The sequence below is a fragment of the Pantoea sp. EEL5 genome, from assembly GCF_049892805.1.
Lineage (GTDB): Bacteria > Pseudomonadota > Gammaproteobacteria > Enterobacterales > Enterobacteriaceae > Pantoea > Pantoea ananatis.
In genome coordinates, this window is sequence record NZ_JBNDNJ010000003.1 from 255,314 (window position 1) to 273,795 (window position 18,482).

17 protein-coding genes are annotated in these 18,482 nt (G+C 53.3%); 7 read left to right on the forward strand and 10 right to left on the reverse strand.

What is annotated here, in order from left to right; translation table 11 throughout:
• The first annotated feature begins 62 nt into the window (after positions 1–62).
• Positions 63–527, forward strand: a complete 465-nt coding sequence (locus ACPXSQ_RS15410; protein ID WP_014606651.1) for a YbaK/EbsC family protein — start codon at positions 63–65, stop codon at positions 525–527.
• Here the strand turns inward: ACPXSQ_RS15410 and ACPXSQ_RS15415 are convergent.
• The 4 genes from ACPXSQ_RS15415 to ACPXSQ_RS15430 form a co-directional block, all read right to left on the reverse strand.
• Positions 524–1,744 carry an MFS transporter gene (locus ACPXSQ_RS15415; protein WP_014606652.1) on the reverse strand — a complete coding sequence of 407 codons (1,221 nt, stop codon included), beginning with the start codon at positions 1,742–1,744 and terminating at the stop codon, positions 524–526. The two genes, ACPXSQ_RS15410 and ACPXSQ_RS15415, sit on opposite strands and share 4 nt — an antisense overlap.
• 196 nt (positions 1,745–1,940) lie before the next feature.
• A complete protein-coding gene (locus ACPXSQ_RS15420) occupies positions 1,941–2,927 on the reverse strand; it encodes a nucleoside hydrolase (protein ID WP_015701009.1) in 987 nt (328 codons plus the stop codon).
• Positions 2,908–3,963 (reverse strand): LacI family DNA-binding transcriptional regulator, encoded by a 1,056-nt coding sequence (locus ACPXSQ_RS15425; RefSeq protein WP_014595275.1) that lies wholly within the window; start codon positions 3,961–3,963, stop codon positions 2,908–2,910. The genes ACPXSQ_RS15420 and ACPXSQ_RS15425 overlap by 20 nt, the downstream gene beginning before the upstream one ends.
• A gap of 46 nt (positions 3,964–4,009) precedes the next feature.
• Positions 4,010–5,404, reverse strand: coding sequence for an MFS transporter (locus ACPXSQ_RS15430; protein ID WP_015701011.1), 1,395 nt, complete (start codon positions 5,402–5,404; stop codon positions 4,010–4,012).
• Positions 5,405–5,989: 585 nt separating this feature from the next.
• On the opposite strand from ACPXSQ_RS15430, the gene ACPXSQ_RS15435 reads away from it, so the two are divergent.
• Positions 5,990–6,544: a histidine phosphatase family protein gene (locus tag ACPXSQ_RS15435; RefSeq protein ID WP_014595273.1), complete on the forward strand. Its 555-nt coding sequence runs from the start codon at positions 5,990–5,992 to the stop codon at positions 6,542–6,544.
• Here the strand turns inward: ACPXSQ_RS15435 and ACPXSQ_RS15440 are convergent.
• Complete coding sequence (locus ACPXSQ_RS15440; RefSeq protein ID WP_013024499.1) at positions 6,541–7,491, reverse strand: YncE family protein; 951 nt, start codon at positions 7,489–7,491, stop codon at positions 6,541–6,543. The two genes, ACPXSQ_RS15435 and ACPXSQ_RS15440, sit on opposite strands and share 4 nt — an antisense overlap.
• A 506-nt stretch (positions 7,492–7,997) precedes the next feature.
• Here ACPXSQ_RS15440 and ACPXSQ_RS15445 point away from each other — a divergent pair.
• The 3 genes from ACPXSQ_RS15445 (at position 7,998) to ACPXSQ_RS15455 (ending at position 12,191) form a co-directional block, all read left to right on the forward strand.
• Positions 7,998–9,011: a glycosyltransferase family 32 protein gene (locus tag ACPXSQ_RS15445; protein WP_072404414.1), complete on the forward strand. Its 1,014-nt coding sequence runs from the start codon at positions 7,998–8,000 to the stop codon at positions 9,009–9,011.
• Between the two features lie 203 nt (positions 9,012–9,214).
• On the forward strand, positions 9,215–11,506 hold the full coding sequence (gene opgB / locus ACPXSQ_RS15450; protein WP_072404412.1) for a phosphatidylglycerol--membrane-oligosaccharide glycerophosphotransferase: 2,292 nt from the start codon (positions 9,215–9,217) through the stop codon (positions 11,504–11,506).
• 250 nt (positions 11,507–11,756) lie between these two features.
• Positions 11,757–12,191 carry a hypothetical protein gene (locus ACPXSQ_RS15455; protein WP_426144132.1) on the forward strand — a complete coding sequence of 145 codons (435 nt, stop codon included), beginning with the start codon at positions 11,757–11,759 and terminating at the stop codon, positions 12,189–12,191.
• Positions 12,192–12,213: 22 nt separating this feature from the next.
• Here the strand turns inward: ACPXSQ_RS15455 and ACPXSQ_RS15460 are convergent, their stop codons facing one another.
• From ACPXSQ_RS15460 to ACPXSQ_RS15470, 3 genes are all read right to left on the reverse strand, one after another.
• On the reverse strand, positions 12,214–12,921 hold the full coding sequence (locus ACPXSQ_RS15460) for a GNAT family N-acetyltransferase (RefSeq protein WP_024472367.1): 708 nt from the start codon (positions 12,919–12,921) through the stop codon (positions 12,214–12,216).
• 146 nt (positions 12,922–13,067) lie between these two features.
• Positions 13,068–13,574: an RcnB family protein gene (locus ACPXSQ_RS15465; RefSeq protein ID WP_014595268.1), complete on the reverse strand. Its 507-nt coding sequence runs from the start codon at positions 13,572–13,574 to the stop codon at positions 13,068–13,070.
• 131 nt (positions 13,575–13,705) lie between these two features.
• The gene (locus ACPXSQ_RS15470) at positions 13,706–14,848 is read right to left on the reverse strand and encodes a serine hydrolase domain-containing protein (RefSeq protein ID WP_024472366.1); all 1,143 of its coding nucleotides are present in this window, start codon (positions 14,846–14,848) and stop codon (positions 13,706–13,708) included.
• Positions 14,849–15,321: 473 nt separating this feature from the next.
• Here ACPXSQ_RS15470 and ACPXSQ_RS15475 point away from each other — a divergent pair, with 473 nt between their 5' ends.
• Together ACPXSQ_RS15475 and ACPXSQ_RS15480 are read left to right on the forward strand one after the other, a co-directional pair.
• Positions 15,322–15,990, forward strand: coding sequence for a YecA family protein (locus tag ACPXSQ_RS15475; RefSeq protein WP_014606658.1), 669 nt, complete (start codon positions 15,322–15,324; stop codon positions 15,988–15,990).
• 79 nt (positions 15,991–16,069) lie between these two features.
• The gene (locus ACPXSQ_RS15480; RefSeq protein ID WP_146109178.1) at positions 16,070–16,288 is read left to right on the forward strand and encodes a hypothetical protein; all 219 of its coding nucleotides are present in this window, start codon (positions 16,070–16,072) and stop codon (positions 16,286–16,288) included.
• Here ACPXSQ_RS15480 and ACPXSQ_RS15485 read toward each other — a convergent pair.
• Positions 16,266–16,976 (reverse strand): FadR/GntR family transcriptional regulator, encoded by a 711-nt coding sequence (locus ACPXSQ_RS15485; RefSeq protein WP_013024491.1) that lies wholly within the window; start codon positions 16,974–16,976, stop codon positions 16,266–16,268. The genes ACPXSQ_RS15480 and ACPXSQ_RS15485 overlap by 23 nt on opposite strands.
• 99 nt (positions 16,977–17,075) lie before the next feature.
• Positions 17,076–18,473, reverse strand: a complete 1,398-nt coding sequence (locus ACPXSQ_RS15490; RefSeq protein WP_014595264.1) for an MFS transporter — start codon at positions 18,471–18,473, stop codon at positions 17,076–17,078.
• Positions 18,474–18,482 lie beyond the last annotated feature (9 nt).

Consider the following 18,482-nt stretch of genomic DNA (forward strand, 5'->3'; position numbering starts at 1 on the left):
CTCGTTTACACCGCTGCGGGCTTGTGGCAATTTTTACGCCTTCAATTAGCATGGAGAGAAAAATGAGCCTGGAGTCTGTACGCCAGTTTTTTGCCGAGCGTGCGCCGGAAATCGACATCATTGAGATGCCTTACAGTACGGCAACGGTAGAAATGGCGGCTCGCGTTCACGGTGTGGCGCCGGGACAAATCGCCAAAACCCTTTCCCTCAAGGTCAAGAATGAGGTGATCCTGGTGGTGACCCGTGGCGATGCGCGGCTAGACAACCGCAAACTCAAAGCCGTCCTGGGTGCCAAAGCGCGGATGTTAAGCGTGGACGAAGTGATCAACTGGACCGGGCATCCGGTTGGCGGGGTTTGCCCTTTTGGCCTGGAAAATCCGGTCACGGTATATTGTGATATCTCGTTAAAAAGCTTTGATGAAGTGTTGCCCGCCGCGGGCGCGGTTCACAGTGCCGTACGCATTTCGCCGCAGCAGATGGCTGAACTTACTGCGGCAAAATGGGTAGACGTCTGTGAAACGCGTTAATGTGTCTGCTTTGCCATCGCGCCGGAAATTTTAATTCCGCGCGTTTCGCGGCCAAAGGCGACAAAAACACAAATCAATACGGCCACGGTTCCCGCTACGATGGCCATACCGAGCCCGTAGTTGCCACCGTGCGCTTCAGCAATACGTGACTGCAGCGTCGCGTTGACGGACGCAATGAGATTACCTAACTGATAAACAAAGCCGGGCAATACCGCTCTTGCATTCCCCGGCACCAGTTCGTTCAGGTAAGTCGGTATCACGCCCCATGCGCCCTGCACCATAAACTGCATCAAAAAGGCACCAAGACCAATAGCCCATGAACCGCTGGAAAAGGCCCACAGCGGCAGCACCGGCAGCGTCAGCAATGCGGCGATAATAATGGCTTTCTTGCGGCCAATACGTTCAGACAGCGTGCCGAAGAAGATGCCACCCAGCATAGCGGCAATGTTATAGCTGATGGCAATAATACTCACGGTGTGGGCATCAAACTGGTGCTGCACTTTCAGGAAAGTCGGGTAAAGATCCTGCGTACCATGACTAAAGAAGTTAAAGCAGGCCATTAACAGCACCATGTAGATGCAGATTTTCCAGTGCTGGCGCAGTATCGGCATCAGTGCGCTGCTCTCTTTGCGCTCACGTGCCGCCAGCCACACGGGCGATTCAGGGACGTTGAAATAGATAAAGGGTAACAGCAGAATCGGAACAGCCCCGATGAGGAACATGCCGCGCCAGCCCACCGCATCAAAAAATAAACCAAAGACGATGGATGCAAGCAGGTAACCGCACGGATAGCCGGCCTGGAAAAGTCCCGACATCAGACCGCGGGAGCGATCGGGAATGGTTTCCATTGCCAGCGAAGAGGCTACGCCCCAAATGCCGCCCATGGCTATACCATAGAAAATGCGGAAAGCCAGAAATGCAGCGAAGGTCGGTGACCAGGCAGACAGCAGTTCGAACACGGAGAAAAAGACAATGTTCAGCATTAAGATCGGCTTACGGCCATATTTCTCCGCCATCCGCCCAAACAGTAGCGCGCCAATCGGGCGCACCGCCAGCGTTAGCATAATGGCGACGGACACATCGGTGACAGAATTGTGGAAGTACTGAGCAAGGTTACTCAGTACAAACACCAGAATAAAAAAATCGAATGCGTCCAACGTCCAACTGGCAAAACAGGCGAAAGCAACGTTGCGCTGGGTCGATGTCCAGTCAAGCATACACGTCTCCTCTGTGAGACACTCTGGCGCATCGCCCATAACGTTCCTGGCCGCTGTCGGAGAGTGATGTAATTGTTAATCAAATGTATACATCATGTTCTAGAGGAGAGCGTACCGCGCAATTGTCAGGCAGTGGATCAGGCTGTAAGAAAGCGTGTCTGACGGCAGAGAATCCAGGCGACGAATCGCCTGGGTTTTACTCGGGAAGGTGGTTAAAGGCCTGCTCAATGATTGACAGCAGGAGCGCGTTATCCACACTGTGCAACACATGCACCAGCGCGCCGGCGTCAGGCGGAATACCCACGTCCAGACGCAGTGGTTGCCGATAGCGCCAGGTTTTACCGCGCGTCGCGCCCGGACGAAGCTCAATATCAACACGGTAGTCCGTTCCCCATGCCACGCGCTGATTAAGCAGCCAGGCGACGACCAGCGCATCATGGATCCAGCATCCGGCCAGGCGACGGGTTTGCATTGAGTAGTCGATCCAGGGCTGCAAGGTGTCATGCACAAAGCGCGTCAGCGGATGTTCGCGACAGGTCATGCGCGTCAGATCGTCCTGAGTCAGCAGCGTTTGCGTGGTGACATCCATGGGGAGCAGCGTAATGGCGGCGCCGCTGTGTAATACCTGATGAGCAGCTTCCGGATCGATGCCGAAATTGGTGTCTTTGATGTAATCATCCAGCGCAAAAACGCCGCCCATAATCACTATCTCTGCCACCGATTCCGCCATGTCCGGAAAACGCTGCATGGCCAGCGCCACATTGGTGAGTGGGCCAATCGCAATCAGCGTGATTTCGCCGGGGTTATCGCAGATGAGTTGCCCCATCGCCTGCGCGGCATCCGTTGCATCGGCCTCTAACATGGCAGGCTGAGGAACGCCCTGCCAGAGTGACAGCAGATTGAGCTGTTCAACCCGCTTGTCCAGCACAGCGCGCCAGGGGCCGGGATCTTCACACAATGCCTGACGGGCCCCCTGCACGACAGGCACGGCACAGCCCAGCCGTGTCACCAAATCTTTGGCGACCCGCGCACCGACATCACTCGGCGTATTCCCTGCTACGGTGGTAATTAATTCTAACGACAGCCCTGGTGAGGCTAATGCCAGAGAAAGTGCAAGGCCGTCATCCGTGTTCGCCCCTGCAATACCATTCCCCGGATCACAATCAATAATCAGTCTTTTCATTATTTGGTTTATTTACTCTGGCCTGTGATGGCCGACAGCCACAAGATTCACCAATTTCAAGATGGTGTGGAAACGATTCAATGCGTGCCTCGCCATTCCACTGTTTCAACATATGGATAGCGCAGCGTGCCATCTCTTTTACCGGCTGACGCACGGTCGTTAATGCCGGAACGTGATAGGCAGACTGTTCTGTGCCATTAAAGCAGACCAGCGCGACATCTTTCGGCACGCGAATGCCGTGCTGACTCAAGGCGCGGATACAGCCAATGGCCTGGCCTTCGTTACTGGCAAACAGCGCGCGGGGCAGCTTCTGGCTGGCTATCATGCGCAGCGTTGCCTGATAACCGCCCTCACGGGTATAGGTGGTGGGGAAAATCAGTGATTCATCAATCTGTACATTGTGCGCCTGCATCGCGTCACGCCAGCCCTGAATACGATCCTGGGCATTGAGCATATCCAGCGGTCCGCTAATCATGCCGACCTGCTGATAACCATGGCTCAGCAAATGTGCGCACACCTGAAAGGCGGCTTGTCGCTCATCCACCCGTAACATGCTGACCCCGGGCTGCGCTTCAACCCGATCAAGCATAACCAGCGGTGTCCCGCTGGCTGTGATGATATCAATGAAAGGATGGCGATCCACGCTGTTATAAAACAGGCCGTCGACCTGACGATTCAGTAGCCCCTGAATCAGCTCCAGCTCCCGTTTGCGATCGTCGCCTGCATCACCAAGCAGCATTACATGCCCGTGATTGAGCGACTCCTGCAGCAGCATGTGCGCCATCGACGCGACAAAGGGGTTGCTGATATTCGGCACCACCAGCCCAAAGGTTTTGGTGTGGCCTGACGCCAGGGCGCGGGCGGCGGCATTCGGGCGATAGCCGGTTTGCTCGATGGCGGCAAGCACCCGCTGACGGGTGGCATCCGCGACCGGGCGTGGTCCGTTATTAATGACGTAACTGACCACGGCAACCGAGGTCCCTGCGGCTTTTGCCACGTCGTTGCGCGTGACCGTCGTTTTTACCGGTTTCGCCACTTCGCCCTCCTCATCTAATGCCGCTTGCCATGTAACTTCATCGTATTCAGATGGCGTCCTCTGGCAGATTAAGATCGCGCCCGCGCGTTTCCGGTGCCACAAAGGTAGTCAGGAAACCAATGGAAGCCATCGCAGAGAAATAGATCGCAATGGACCACCAGTGCCCGGTGTACGACAGCATCGCCGCCGCCACCAAAGGTGCAGTGCCACCTGAAATAATCGAGCCCAGCTCTTTGGCCACGGCCATCTTAGTATAACGGTGGTTCACGCCAAACAGTTCCACGCCCCAGGCCGCCTGGACGCCAAAGATGCCCAGAGAAGCCAGCGCCATGCCCACCACGATAACCGGGATAACAATCGCAGGTTCGCGCGTATCCAGCAGCGTAAAGGCTGGCCAGGCATAAATCATCAGCAACAGGCAAAAAACCCGATAAACGACCCGGCGACCGAAGCGGTCTGACAGCCAGCCGGCCAGGGGAATAATCAGGAAGCCAAGCAGCGAGGCAATAAAGACCGCCGTGGTCGGCACGGATTTATCGACCATCAGAACCTTAGCGACATACCCGACGATAAAACCCTGCGCCAGATAAGAGGGACCGTTTTCGCCAATACGTAAGCCGACCATGGTCCAGAAAGCACGGGTACGCTGAAAGAAGGGGCGCGTATCAACCGTCTGATGCTGCGTGGCGATAAGGTTCGCCCGCTCCGCTTCCAGTTGCGCTTTCTTGCGCTCGAACACCGGGGTTTCCCGCAGGTTGCGGCGGATCCAAAGTGCCACAAGGGCAATGACGGCGCTGCTCAGGAAGGGAATACGCCATCCCCATTCCAGCAGGCTTTGTTTATCCATCTGCACCACCAGCAGCCAGACAAGCGATGCCAGCAGCGTGCCGCTGTTAGAGCCGAGGGCGATAACGGAAGACACCAGGCCACGCCGCTTAACCGGCGCATATTCTCCCAGCATCACGGTTCCGCCGGAAAGCTCAGCGCCTGCGCCAAACCCCTGACTGAAACGTAGCAGAACCAGACAGGCAGGCGCCCAGATGCCAATGGAGGCGTAGCTGGGAATCAAGCCGATTAGGGTTGTGGATGCGCCCATCAGAATAATGGTGGTTACCATGACGACTTTGCGACCTTTTCGATCGCCCAGCCAGCCAAAAAATAACGCGCCGATAGGGCGGGCAACAAATCCAACCGACCAGGTTGCAAAGCTGGCAAGCAGCGCCATGGCGGGGGTTTGTTCAGGAAAGAAAACATCACCGAAGATAATGCCGGCGGCGAGGCCATAGAGTGCGAAATCCGCGTACTCCATTGCCGTCCCTAACCAGCATGAAACCGTCGCGCGCCAAAAATCTTTGCGGCCGGCTGGGGTAGTAAACCGCTCATCAGCGGCGGAGGTGGAAGGCTGTGCTGCCTGCTGCGTAACGGAGTGCTGTGCCGTCATAAACGCTGTCCCTTGAAAATATGCAGATCGATAAATGCCATTCCGAGAGACGGTTCCCTGACTACGAGCAGAACGCCCCGGTGGCGACATTCAGTTGGCTAACCATGATGAAAGGAAAGTTAAAGATTCCCTGGTGTTGGAATCCGCAGTATCGCGAGCTTCGCCGCTGTATATTTCAGCGGTCGTATTAATCTGGCGAATGTAACTTGATCCTCGATCGGCCTACCGTGCATCGAGCACCGTGAGCAATCACTGGAAGCTAGTGTATCTACGCGCGTAGATAAATCAATAGCCTTTGAGAAAATTTGTTAGATTTCCTTCACTATCAAGCTTCATTAATATGCCATTTTAAGCGCAAAATCAGGCGGTTAATCCCGACCCGGCGCACAAAAAAACAGCATACACCGGAACCAGAGGCACTTTTCTTTTAACATTAAGCCAAACTGGCTGTCTGACCCTTTCATCGCCTGATGTTGTCGCACATTGGTGTGACTGCCTGATGACAGCACAGGCAGCGATTGCCACATACCGCATCCTCAGATATACCTGACTGGCGCATAAACCGGAGAACGCCGTTAAATCATTATGACCATTATCCTGATGCGACATGGTAAACCTGACCACCCTTTTGCCGGACGTTTAAGCGCACAGGGACTGGCAGACTGGTGTGAAGCCTATGATCTGTCACTGGTGAGCGATGGCCCGCCCGATCGCAGCATCAGCATCGCCAGAAAAGCGGCGGTTGTGGTCTGCAGTCCTCTACCCCGCGCCCACTCTTCGCTGGAGCGCCTCGGACTGCATCCCCATCACGTTGATGCGCTGTTCAGTGAAGTCGGTATTCCTTTGCTCCGGGCTGATCGCATTCAGTTACCCACCTTTGTCTGGCAGGCCATCCTGCGCGCCATGTGGTTTTGTGGCTATGCCGGGGAGACCGAGTCGCTGCAGCATGCGCGCGCCCGCGCCTCGCGTGCCGCCGATCGGCTGATCGCCCTGTCGCAGCAGGGTACGGTTTTGTTGCTGGGGCACGGCATTATGAACAAGATGATTGCCCGTGAATTGCGTAAGCGCGGCTGGCAGGCGGAAAAACACGCCAGCAGCCGCCACTGGAGTTCGGCCATCTACCATCGCCCCTTTATTTAACCAATTTGAAAGTAGCTCAGCGTTTCGTAGCCAGCCCCCACCTCGGTTGTCGCAAGAACGGTTTTCTGTACCAGATCAATGACGCTCAGCGTCCGGTTATCATCATGGGTGATCAATAGCCGTTTCTTGTCCGGACTGAAACAGCCATCCAGCGGCTGGTGAGTCAGCGCTATATGCCCCAAAGGATTCAGTAATTCATCAAAAAGCGTGACGATGGGTTCCTGGTGCCCGATCGCCATCAGATACTCGCCATCCGGACTAAAGCGAACCTTCTGACAGGGCTGTTGATGGCCAGGAAGCGCCAGACGCTGGCGGATTCGATGGCTCTGGCGATCGACGACATAGAGCAGCGGCACATCGGCGGCGCTGGCGATGAGATAGGGATGCCTGGGTGATGCAGTAAGGCCTGAAACCGGGCCGGGCATCAGGATGGTATCAATGACTCGCCCTTCCGCTTCGCACAGGTCGACGACGGTAATGGTGGCATCCTGCTCATTGTCGGTAAAGAGCTTGCGGCCGCTGGGTGAAAGCGTCAGGCGATGGGTATTATCAAGTGGAATGGGAATCGTCTTTTCAACGCGGTGGGTAAGGGGATCGATCACCACCACGACAGTAGGATTTTCACAGCACAGATACACTTTGCCGTCGCGCCCTAACTGACCGCTGTGCGGCGCTTGTGACGGTGAGAGGTCGATATAGTCATTAATCGCCCGCTGTCGTAAATCAATGACCGCCACTTTATGGCCAGGATGAGGCGCATCGCCTTGCATATCGTCACCGTACAGAGGGAGAAAAGCCTTTTCCCAGGGCGCGAGCATCAAAAGCTCGTGCAGTCGCGTTGGGACAACGTCCACGGCCTGGCTGACGTCAAAGGTGTCAGGATCGAGAAACAGCGCCCGTCTGGTTTGCCTGTCAATCGCCAGTAATCCTCGAGATTCAAACGGCATGTCATCTCCTTTTCGTCTGTATAGCTAAAGCGTAGACAATGACTGTCAGGCTGCGCACATCTGTAAATTCATTAATCATGCTGAATATTTCACTTATCTCAATTCCGCACTGATTCTCATACTCGCGCACTGTTTATCGGTTTCACGACAGAAAAACGCCCCCTCTGTCGATATAAAGATATTGCCATAGCGGAATAAAACATTAGCGTAAATAAATATTTATTTTTATTTCAGGCGAAGGCTTATTTCCGTTTTATCCTAAAGTTTCCATCAGGAATAGCGAATTGTTGAATTGTGTTCTATTAAATAAATGAGTCGCGGCCGCTCACGTCACGCATGTGCACAGAAACTGTCGTGGCTCGCCATTGAACCATCACCAGGGAAATACAATAAAAATTGCGCAGCGCAGCATGTCTGCGTTTATGGCGGTTTATATACGGGATGACAGCTTAAGCCCTTATTTTGCCGACTGGCATAAACACTATAATCAAAATAACAGGTGAAACATGAATTCACACCGCCGTTCCTTGCATCATCTCTGGCGTCAATGGGAAAAACTTGCTTTCACCAGCCGCATGCTGTGGACGATTAAACAACACCGGGCCGTAAGCGCGCCTGAATACGATCCTACGCTGGAACAGGACGTGCTGCTGGAATCCGTACCTAAGACCCTGCCTGCCATTGCTAAAAAAGTCTGGCTGTACTGGCCCGGCGACCGGCTACCTGCTTCCGTTGCCCTTAACGCCAGTAAAATTTGCCGTGATAATCCGGATCATGAGATCCACCTGCTTACCCCTCAGACGCTGGGACAGTGGCTGCCGGATGTGCAATTTGTCTCTTCCGATCTGACTCCGCAGCTAAAAAGCGACATCATCCGGCTGGAGCTATTATTACGTTACGGTGGCATCAGCATCGACTGCAACACGTTGCTGTTCGAGGATCTTGCCTGGGTCCATCAGGCCCAAAGCGACCGCCCCATGGATGTGCTGGGATATTATCGTCAGCAAAACACGGTTAACCCACTCAGACCGATGATTGAAACCGGCTTTATCGCGGCGCCTGCTCAAAACCCCTTTATTCGTGAATGGCTGAAACAACTGGCCCCGGTAAAATACGTGGGGAGACAAAACTATCTGCTGGAGTTAATGAAACGCAGTGATTTCCCTGCAGTGCAACAGAATCTCAGCAACCCCGGTAACGAACTCACGGCGCTGGCACATCAGTTGGCTATGGATGAGCATCGTCGGGTTAATACCAGGTTACGTAAAGCGGAAGCCAGCGTCGGCTATTATCAGCAGGTGCATGCTGGCAGCAACGATGCCTGTGTGCGCTCTGTTCTGTTTCAGCAGCGTCCGCTCACGCCGCCGCCGGTCATCCGGCTCAGTGACAGTGCGCGCGCGCACCTCGATTTTAACCTGCGGTTACGCTTTTACAATCGTGCCAGCCTGGTCGGAGAAGCGATGCACGACAGCCCATCCTCTCCCGCCAGACTTTCAGCGCCGCAGGAACAACGCGCGTAATCCGCCCCCTGCCCGGCCGTTTCATTAGAAATCGCCGGGCACTTCGCCCCTGTTTAACGTCGAATTGACTGTACTGTGAGTCTGCAGCCAAATCTGCGCAGAGATGTTGCAGCCTGATGACAGCCACTATAGATTGAGTCAAAAATCCATGGAATGTCCCCCTGTTGATAAGAGACATATTCATACGATAAGAGGATTTGACGTTGTCTGAATTCGTGTCAGTGATACTTTTTCTGACCGCGATTGCTGTTTATTCCTGTAAAGCAGGCCGAAGCAGAATCTGGTTTTCCCTCACCTTGTGCTTGTTAATGCTGTTCGTGCTGCTCAACGCCACGCTGTTCGCCAGTAATTATTTTACCGGCGACGGCATTACTGACGCTGTAGTGTATACCTTAACGAACAGCCTCACCGGTGCCGGCCTGAGTAAATACGTTGTGCCCGCCCTTGGGCTGGTCATCGTGCTGTTTTTACTGTTTTGTGCCCTGTCATGGCTGCTGCGCCGCCGTGAGCGGCCCTTTCATTCAGGCTGGAGCCTGGTGGCTTTTGCCTGTGCCGCAGGCGCGGTACAAACAACGCCAGCCTTTCAGCAAGTGAGTTCTCTCATTACCTCGCACTCACTGCGCGAAAACTCCGACTTTGCCACCGTCTATAAAGTCCCGAAAAAGCGCATTGCGCAGCCCGCACTTAACGTGGTGTATATTTATGCTGAAAGCCTGGAGCGGACCTATTTCGACCCGATTGCCTTCCCTGAGCTGGCTCCCGAACTCAGCCGGGAAAAAGAGCAAAGCATCGACTTCACCCAGACCGAGCAGCTTCCCGGCACGGATTACACCATTGCCGGTATGGTCGCATCGATGTGCGGTATCCCGCTTTTTGCCCCTTTCGACGGAAATGCTTCCGCCTCCCTTTCCAGTTTTTACCCACAGAACGTTTGCCTGGGCGATATTTTAAAAAATTCCGGTTATGAAAACTGGTTTATTCAGGGCGCTGACCTGCGCTTTGCGGGTAAAGATGTCTTTTTACGTTCTCACGGCTTTGACCCTGCGCGCCTGTACGGTTCACAGGAACTCAAAGACAAGGTTAGCGATCCCACCTACCGCAACAACTGGGGTTATTACGACGATACCGTGTTGGACGAGGTGTTTGAAACCTATGAGGCACTTTCGCGCCAGCAGAAACGTTTTGCGCTGTTTGCGCTCACGGTGGATACGCATCATCCTGATGGGTTTATTTCCCGAAGTTGCCAGCGCAAAAGTTACAGCTATGCGGGCAAGCCAAATCAGTCGTTCAGCGCCGTATCCTGCTCGCAGGAGCATATCGCACGCCTGATTGCCCGTATTAAGGCTTCTCCCTGGTTTAAGAATACCGTGATTGTGGTGGCATCCGATCATCTGGCCATGAACAACACGGCGCATCCCTTTCTGATCAAGCGTCCTCGTCACGATCTGTTTATGGTGATCCGTGGCGATCAACCGCAGGCAGAAGTGATAGATATGAAACGCAGTACGCTGGATAACGGCGCGACGTTACTGGATATTCTGGGCGGCGACAATGCGATAGGTTTGGGACGTAGCAGCCTGTCTGCAGTGTCGTTGTCGAGCCAGTTTGAGGATATGAAAACCAAAGTGTTGAGCTGGAAAGCCGATATCATTCAGCTGTGGAACTTTCCCAAAAAGATCGACAGCATCACGCTGGATCAGACGAAAAATACGCTCAGCTTTTCCGGGGCCAGCTTTGCCTTGCCCATTCTGCTGCGGGTGACGGAGAAGCATGTAGAGCCACTGCCTGAGGGGGAATATTCGGCGCCTTTACGTTATCAGCTGGCCGACTTTACCTCGGCGGAAAAGTTTGTCTGGGTCGATCGCTGCTTTAAAATTGCCCGTATCTGGCAACCGGCGCTGGCCCTGTCCAGCGACTGGTGCCTGGCAATGGGCCAGCTCGCGGGCCATCCCTCCGTCATGCGTATGGATAGCCCCCTGTGGAAAGGAAAGGTGCAGTTCCCGGCAGGCCCCCAGAACGATGCAAACTATCAACATGCCGTGGCGCAGCTGCGCATCGACGATAATGCGATTCGTTATGATGCCGACAGCTTTCTGTTCGCGGTTCCCGGCGCACCCGCAAGCGTGAAGCAGTTCAGCGGCCTTTCCCGTACGGAAAACTGGGGCCGCTGGTCAAACGCCAATCTTGCCCCGGAAGTGACCATAGAATTCGTTAACCCTTTGCCCGCCAGATTTGATCTGGTGATTACCGCTCGCGCCTATGGCCCAAATGCGCACCGACCCACAAGGGTGCAGGTAGGCGACACAAAACAGCCCCTGATGCTGGGAGAAGAAGCATCAACCCAGACGCTGCGTTTTGATAACACCCGCGGAAGCCATCGGTTAACGTTTACCCCACCAGAGCCGCAACTCAGCAATCTTAACAACATCGCAGGTCAGGACCCACGCAAACTCGGCATCGGTCTGATTACGTTAAAGGTTGTCCCCGTTCCCTGATGTTTATTCACGATGACGGTTAGCCCCCACCTTTTACACTGCCTGGTAAGCGGGCTGTGTAAAAGAGGCTAACTGACAACGTTTTTTTTGCGGCCCACCCCGCAAAAAGATGAAAACTACGCGTTTAACTAATTGATATAATGGAATTTATTTCGCAATATGTTTTTTATCTTCTGTGACCAGACCGGCTCTCCTGACATGATATTCAAATAACGTGATGAATCGGGAAGGCTCTTGAATGACACTCACCATGATGAATACACACAAAGCGTTTAAACGTTTACAGCGCGCAGGCATCAACGATCGCCAGGCAGAAGCGATGGTGGATATTTTTTCGGCATTAAAGCAGGACAATGCGCTGTCCCGTGCTGATGTCATGCAGGCTTTTCAGCGTCAGAATCAGCATATCTTTTCGCTAAGCACGCAACTGAAGAAAACGGAGTCGTGCCTCAGAACCGATGTGGATGAACTCAAGGCAGACGTCAGAGTACTCAAAACGGACGTTGCCGTGCTCAAGACCGATGTCAGCGTACTCAAGACCGACGTCGCCGAGCTCAAAACGGATGTCAGCGTACTCAAGACCGACGTCGGGAGTTTAAAAAACGATATGCGTTGGGTACAGCGTCTGCTGATGATCATGACCACCACGTTGCTTATGGCGACCATTAAATATGTGCTTGCCTGAGCCGTTACCCGCGCTTCAGGCCTTAACCTCGCAGAGTTTCCAGCTTTTCACGCTGTCGCCCGTCGGCTGTAAAGTTAGCCTCTGCCAGCCAGCGTTCCAGCCCATTTTTAACAGCTGGCCATTCACTGTCGATGATTGAGAACCAGCTTGTATCGCGCGTGCGGCCTTTATAAACGCGGGCCTGACGAAATTCACCTTCAAAGCGAAATCCCAGCCGAAGCGCGGCCCGACGCGAAGGCAGATTACAGCTGTCACATTTCCATTCATAACGCCGGTAGCCCAGTTGCTCAAAGGCATAACGCATCAGAAGAAAATGCGCTTCGGTCGCCATTCTTGTTTGCTTTAGCAATCGGGAAAAGGTGACATATCCCACTTCCATCACCCCATTTTGCGCATCAACACGCATCAGCGATAGCGTTCCGACGGCCTTACCGGTTTCAACATCAATGACGCTGAAATGCAACGGATCCTGACTCGCCTCCATCGTAGCAGCATGGGTGAGCCAGGCGGCTTCATCATTAAACGGCCCATCAGAAAGATAGGTCCAGTCACGGCCATCTTCTGCCAGCGACCAGGCCTGCCAGAGTGCTTCAGCATGCGAAGCCACGCTAAAGGGCTCCAGACGGCAAACCTGACCTTGAAGCACCTCACGCTGAGGTAAGGGACGTGGCTGCCAGTCGGGCATGGATTGCCCTACAGGTTGACCATACTGATTGACGTGTTGCGACATCATGCCTTCTCCATTGCAGTGAATAAAAACACGTTGCCATGTTGCAAACACGTTGAGAAGTCATCACTGATAAAAAAGACAGAAATAGAAAACGGCCGCTTAACGCGGCCGTTGAAAGAAGAGATAACTAACAAAGCGCCGCAGGACTATCCGCGGAAGAAGATATCGCCGGATTTACCCATAACGATCTTACCGGTGTCGTTAGTAATCAGAATGTAATTGGCATTGATATAAGCCCAGTGGGTATCTGGCTGAGGCGCAGGCAAATTACGTTTCTGCCACTCTGTGATGGTGTAAGTCTTGCTGCGGTACTTATCAGGCACGGTATCACCGATTTTATGCTCTTTATAATCAATGATAATGGTGCTGAGATCGTAATTTGGCTTACCTGGATTGCCTGCTGACTGCGAAGGCGTTGTTGGGGTAATACCGTCGTTAGAGTCAGAACTCATCGGCGCCTGCGGCTGGGCAGGTGCTGCAGCACCGGGCTGCGCGTTGTTATCGCCAGGTTGAGCGGTTGGATTGGCCGGTTGAATCTGCGGCGGCGGTGGCACATTGTCGGTGGTTTCACCCGCAGCCTGAGCGGCGGGGATCAGGCTCAGCGAGCCGAACAGTAAACCAGCTGAAATAAAAGCAATTTGAGTCCTGCGCATAATAATTTCCACATTGAATTGATTTTAATAACAGTAGACTACTCTGAAGACAATCTAAACAGGGCTGCGGTTCCGTCACTCATAAAGGTAAGTGTAAGGAATCACGACTCATTCTGGACCCAACCTACACCTTACCTGTCTTTCTCTGCCAGGTTAAGCAACAATGTGATACCAAGATAGTTGCTCCAGTTAAACGCGTTTTGCAGTACCACGATGGCATTGCCTGCCTGCTTGTCAAAACCGATAAAAGCGGAATAACCACCAATATAGCCGACCTGATAGGTAATGTTCCTTCCTGCCAGCCTGTCTGTAACCCAGGCGATATTCTGCGTCTGTGCGCCCTGCTGATACACGCCTTTATTGATCTCAGCAAAGGCACGATTACGCGCCGGATCGCTGCCCGCAGTGAGATGTGCACGCAGATAGACGCTCAGATCCCGTGCGTTGCTGTAAAGACTGCCCGCCGCGACCATATTACGCTGGAAACGCCAGTCCGGGGTGAGATCACCGCGCGGGATAAGCTTTGGCTGATCGCCAGCATGCCCTAACGCCCGTGTGGAAAAACCGCTTAAACGCTCAGGCACAAAGCTGGTGTTGTTCATTCCCAGCGGTCGGAAAATCCGTTGGTGGGCAAGCGTTTCAATATCACTATGGCAGCGTTCACGCAAAATATAGCCCAGCAGCGCATAGCCAAGGTTAGAGTATTGCGCTCCCCGCTGACGCGGCGCAGAAAAATCCGCCAGGTATTCCAGAACGTCATCACTATCCAGGTTGCCATAAAAGTTCTGACCGCTGCGCAGATAGCCCATAAACTGCATAAACATCGGCAAATCCATATCCTGACGCGGCAAACCCGAGGTATGGGTCACTAACTGTAATAGCGTGATTTGACGTGCATCTTGGCTCAATCTGACGTCAGAGGGCAACAAATCGGCCAGCGTGTCACTCCAGTGCAGTTGGCCTTCGTTAACCAACTCAATAATCACCTCTGCGGTTACGCCTTTACTCAGTGAGCCGAGCGCAAATAAGGTTTCAGGCGTAATCGGATAGCGATGTACGTCATCGGTGACACCCGCGCTGTAAAACAAGGTGGGATTAAGATGATGGATAATTGCAATACTGATGCCGGACACCTGTTTACGCTGCATATAATGGCGCACCAGATCGTCCAGGTTGTCATGAAAATCGCTGTGCGTCAGATAAAGCTTGTCGCCTGCTGGCGCAGAGGTCTGCGACAGCGTGCCGCAGGCAGCCAATAACAGCGCGCTTATCATCAGAACTGCACTGCGTCTAAACAGGTGCCCGCATCCGCTCAACAGGCGGTGTAACCTCTGGGGTGAATACTCTTTTCTGGTCACGTCCTCGCGCCCATTTTATTGTTGTTATCAGGCACTGACGAACGTTCATATCAGCATCATGCCGGGGGATTATTCCGCTGTGCCTATATCGACACAGATTAGCCAAATCTTTATGCTTCTGGTCATCGTTTCCTACTGAAGGATGTCACCCCTGGCAGGACACACGTAAGGGAAACGAAGCAGGTTGGCGCCTGATATAGCCACGATCGTGCAGGAAAACGTATTGCAGGCCGCGAAGAGTAACATAGCAGGCCTGGTAATGCCTCTGCTGAGTCCGCTGCCGTTCAGGGCAACCCGACGACACTGCCATCAGCGCAATAAGCGTGTACACTGCGCGTTTTTACACGCAGTAAATTTTCTGCTGCACCAGACACGTTCGGAGATATCCCATGAAAGAAGGCCCGTTAAGCGAAAAAGAGCTGCAATGGCTCGAAGATATGCTGGAAAAATACGGTAGTGAAGCGTCGATTCTTGATGTTTCAGAACTGGATGGCCTGCTTACTGCCGTGCTTTCAGGTCCGACGACGGTAGAGCCAAGCCGCTGGCTGGTCGCGCTCTGGGGCGGCGAAAAGCATATTCCCAAATGGAGTAATGAGCGCGAAATGACGCGCTTTATGGAACTCAGTTTCCAGCACATGAATGACATTGCTGACCGCCTGTCTGAGTTTCCAGAACAGTTTGAACCCCTGTTTGGCGTGCGCGAAATGGAAGGTCTGGAATTTACCGTCGTTGAAGAGTGGTGCTACGGCTATATGCGCGGCGTGGCCTTAACCGACTGGTCTGCACTCCCTGCTGAACTCCAGGACTCACTGGACGCCATCGCCCTGCACGGCACAGAAGAGAATCTGGAAAAGGTTGATGCGCTCACGCCTGAAGAAATGGAAAGCAGCATTGATGCTATCCGCCCTGCCGCCCTGGCGCTTCATGATTACTGGATCTCACAGCCCGAAGCGATTCCTCAGGTGCAGCAGCCGGTCACTGCGGAAAAACAGCCGGGCCGCAACGATCCCTGCCCCTGCGGCAGCGGAAGAAAATACAAGCAGTGCTGCCTGCATTGATTGAAGAGGGAGCCCGGTCCACTGGCTCCCTTGTTTATTCTGCCACAGTTAACTTCACCACTCACGTCGGAAGAGCCCTATGGCTAACCTGCCGCTTCGCCCTCATTTCTTACAGAATGCTGGATCGCTACGTGCTCATGACCCAGACCAGCGCGTTACTGGCGATAAAACGGACCAGCAGGGCAATGGCAATAAGAAGCCTGTCACGGTGAATCCTGTTTTCCTCAGCCTGCAGAAGGGGTGGCTTTTTTCGCGTTCCCGCAGCGCGAAACAGCCTATTCCCCCTCTTCTTTTTTAATCATATCGATGGCGACCACGTTATGTTTCATCGCCTCATTCAGCACCTGTACCGCCGAGGACGCATCGCGGTTTTTAATCGCCATAAAGACTTTGATGTGCGCCTCAACACTTTCAAGCGTAATGCCCAGTGAGCGATTCAGTTCTTCAAGATAATAGTAATAAATATCTTTGATTGACTTCATCACGTTGTAAAACACGCTGTTATGAGAGGCGCGGATAATCGCCAGATGAAATTCGTAATCCGCTTCCGAATATTTCTTATAATCGCCTTTATTAATAAGCATGTTATTGAGCGCCTGCTCCAGCAGGCCAATATCCTCTTCTGTGGCATGTTCCACTGCCAGCTCAACACATTTAAACTCGACGGTCTGGCGAAAAACCATCATGTCGTTAAAGGCTTCCCGGCTCAGATGCATTAACGGTCTGGCATTGTGATTAAGCATCTGTGGCGAAAAGTCTTCACACACGTAACTGCCGCTGCCCTGACGGGTAATCACGATACCCAGATCGCGCAGGCGCTGCACCGCGCTGCGTATACTGACCCTGCTGACATTAAAAGAGTGCGTCAGCTCCGCTTCAGAAGGTAAACGCGTGCCTGCGGACCAGCTACCGTCCAGTAGCTTCGCCTTAATTTGCTCGAACACTTCGTTAACGACGTTCTGTTTCTGAATGGATTTTATGCTCACAACACCTTCTCATATGATGTCCTACATGACGCCATTCTATCTTATCCTTTCCAGCAAAGTCCTGCGCTAACGCAGTGACAGACAGGGTTCAACCTTGCCTTACTCGCCGCTTCCTGCCCGGATCGAGGGGGCAACAGGATGACAACCATCCGGCACGCCGCCCGAGGCATCGGCCTCTGCGGTAAGATCCCGATCCACCACCTCTGGCATTATCAGTGAAGCCAGCAGGCCGATACAGGAATAGCCGATCAGCATGATCGCAATCGGATACCAGGTGCCCGTGAGCTGGCAGAAAATACCGGCCAGGAGCGGCCCTAAGCCAGTGGCAAACAGCCCACCGATCTCCTTAGAGATGGCCATTTGCGCGAAACGGTTTCTGGAACCAAACATCTCTGCCATGGTGATCCCTTCAATCGCCGCCTGGCCCAACACTGCGATATTGTGAATGACGATCAGGCAAACCATGATGGTACTCACCGCCTGCGCGTTATCGACGATGAGTGAAATCATCGGATAAGCCAGAATAATCGAGCCCAGCGTCAGAATGCGGTAAGGAATACGGCGCCCTATCCGGTCTGAGAGCCAGCCGATAAGAGGAATTGTCATAAATCCTATTACCGAGCTCACCATGATGGCATCGGTGGGAACCGCCTTATTGAACAACAGCGTCTGAACCATATAACCCGCCAGAAAGGTCTGGATGATGCCCGAGTTACCCGCCTGACCAAATCGCAGCCCGGTAGCAATCCAGAAGGCTTTGCCTTTGATTAACTGGAAAACAGACTGTGCCGGCTGATCGTGGGGCTTGACGGTGGCAGATTCGGCAACGTTTTCAAACACCGGACTTTCTTTCAGGTTGAAGCGCAGCCAGATAGCAAATCCCATCACGACGAAACTGGCCAGGAAAGGAATGCGCCATGCCCAGGCAATGACTTCGTCATTGGTGAAGAAAAAGAACATAGCCGCCCAGATGGCGGTTGCACTTAACGTGCCGCAGTTGGTGCCCATGGCAACCAGCGAGGCAATAATGCCCTTTTTCCCTTTGGGTGCATATTCAGCCAGCATAGTGCTGGCACCCGATATTTCTGCACCGGCGCCTAATCCCTGAATAATACGCAGCGCCACCAGCAGCAAGGGCGCTAAAATACCCACCTGCTGGTAAGTGGGTAATACGCCAATTAAGGTGGTACAAACGCCCATTAAGGCGATAGTGATAAACAGGACTTTTTTTCGGCCAACACGGTCGCCCATTTTCCCAAAAAAAACGGCGCCGACGATTCGCGCGATATAACCTGCACCGTAGGTTCCCATTGCCAGAATCAGCGCCATCGCACCCGACTGTTCGGGAAAAAAGACTTCATGAAAAACTAATGCCGCACCAAGAGAATAGAGCTGGAAATCCATAAATTCTAACGTTGTACCCAGCCATCCTGATACGGATGCCCGGACCAGATCAGAGGTATTACGTTCTGTGGTGTTGGTATTTAAATGACTCATGTTTTCACC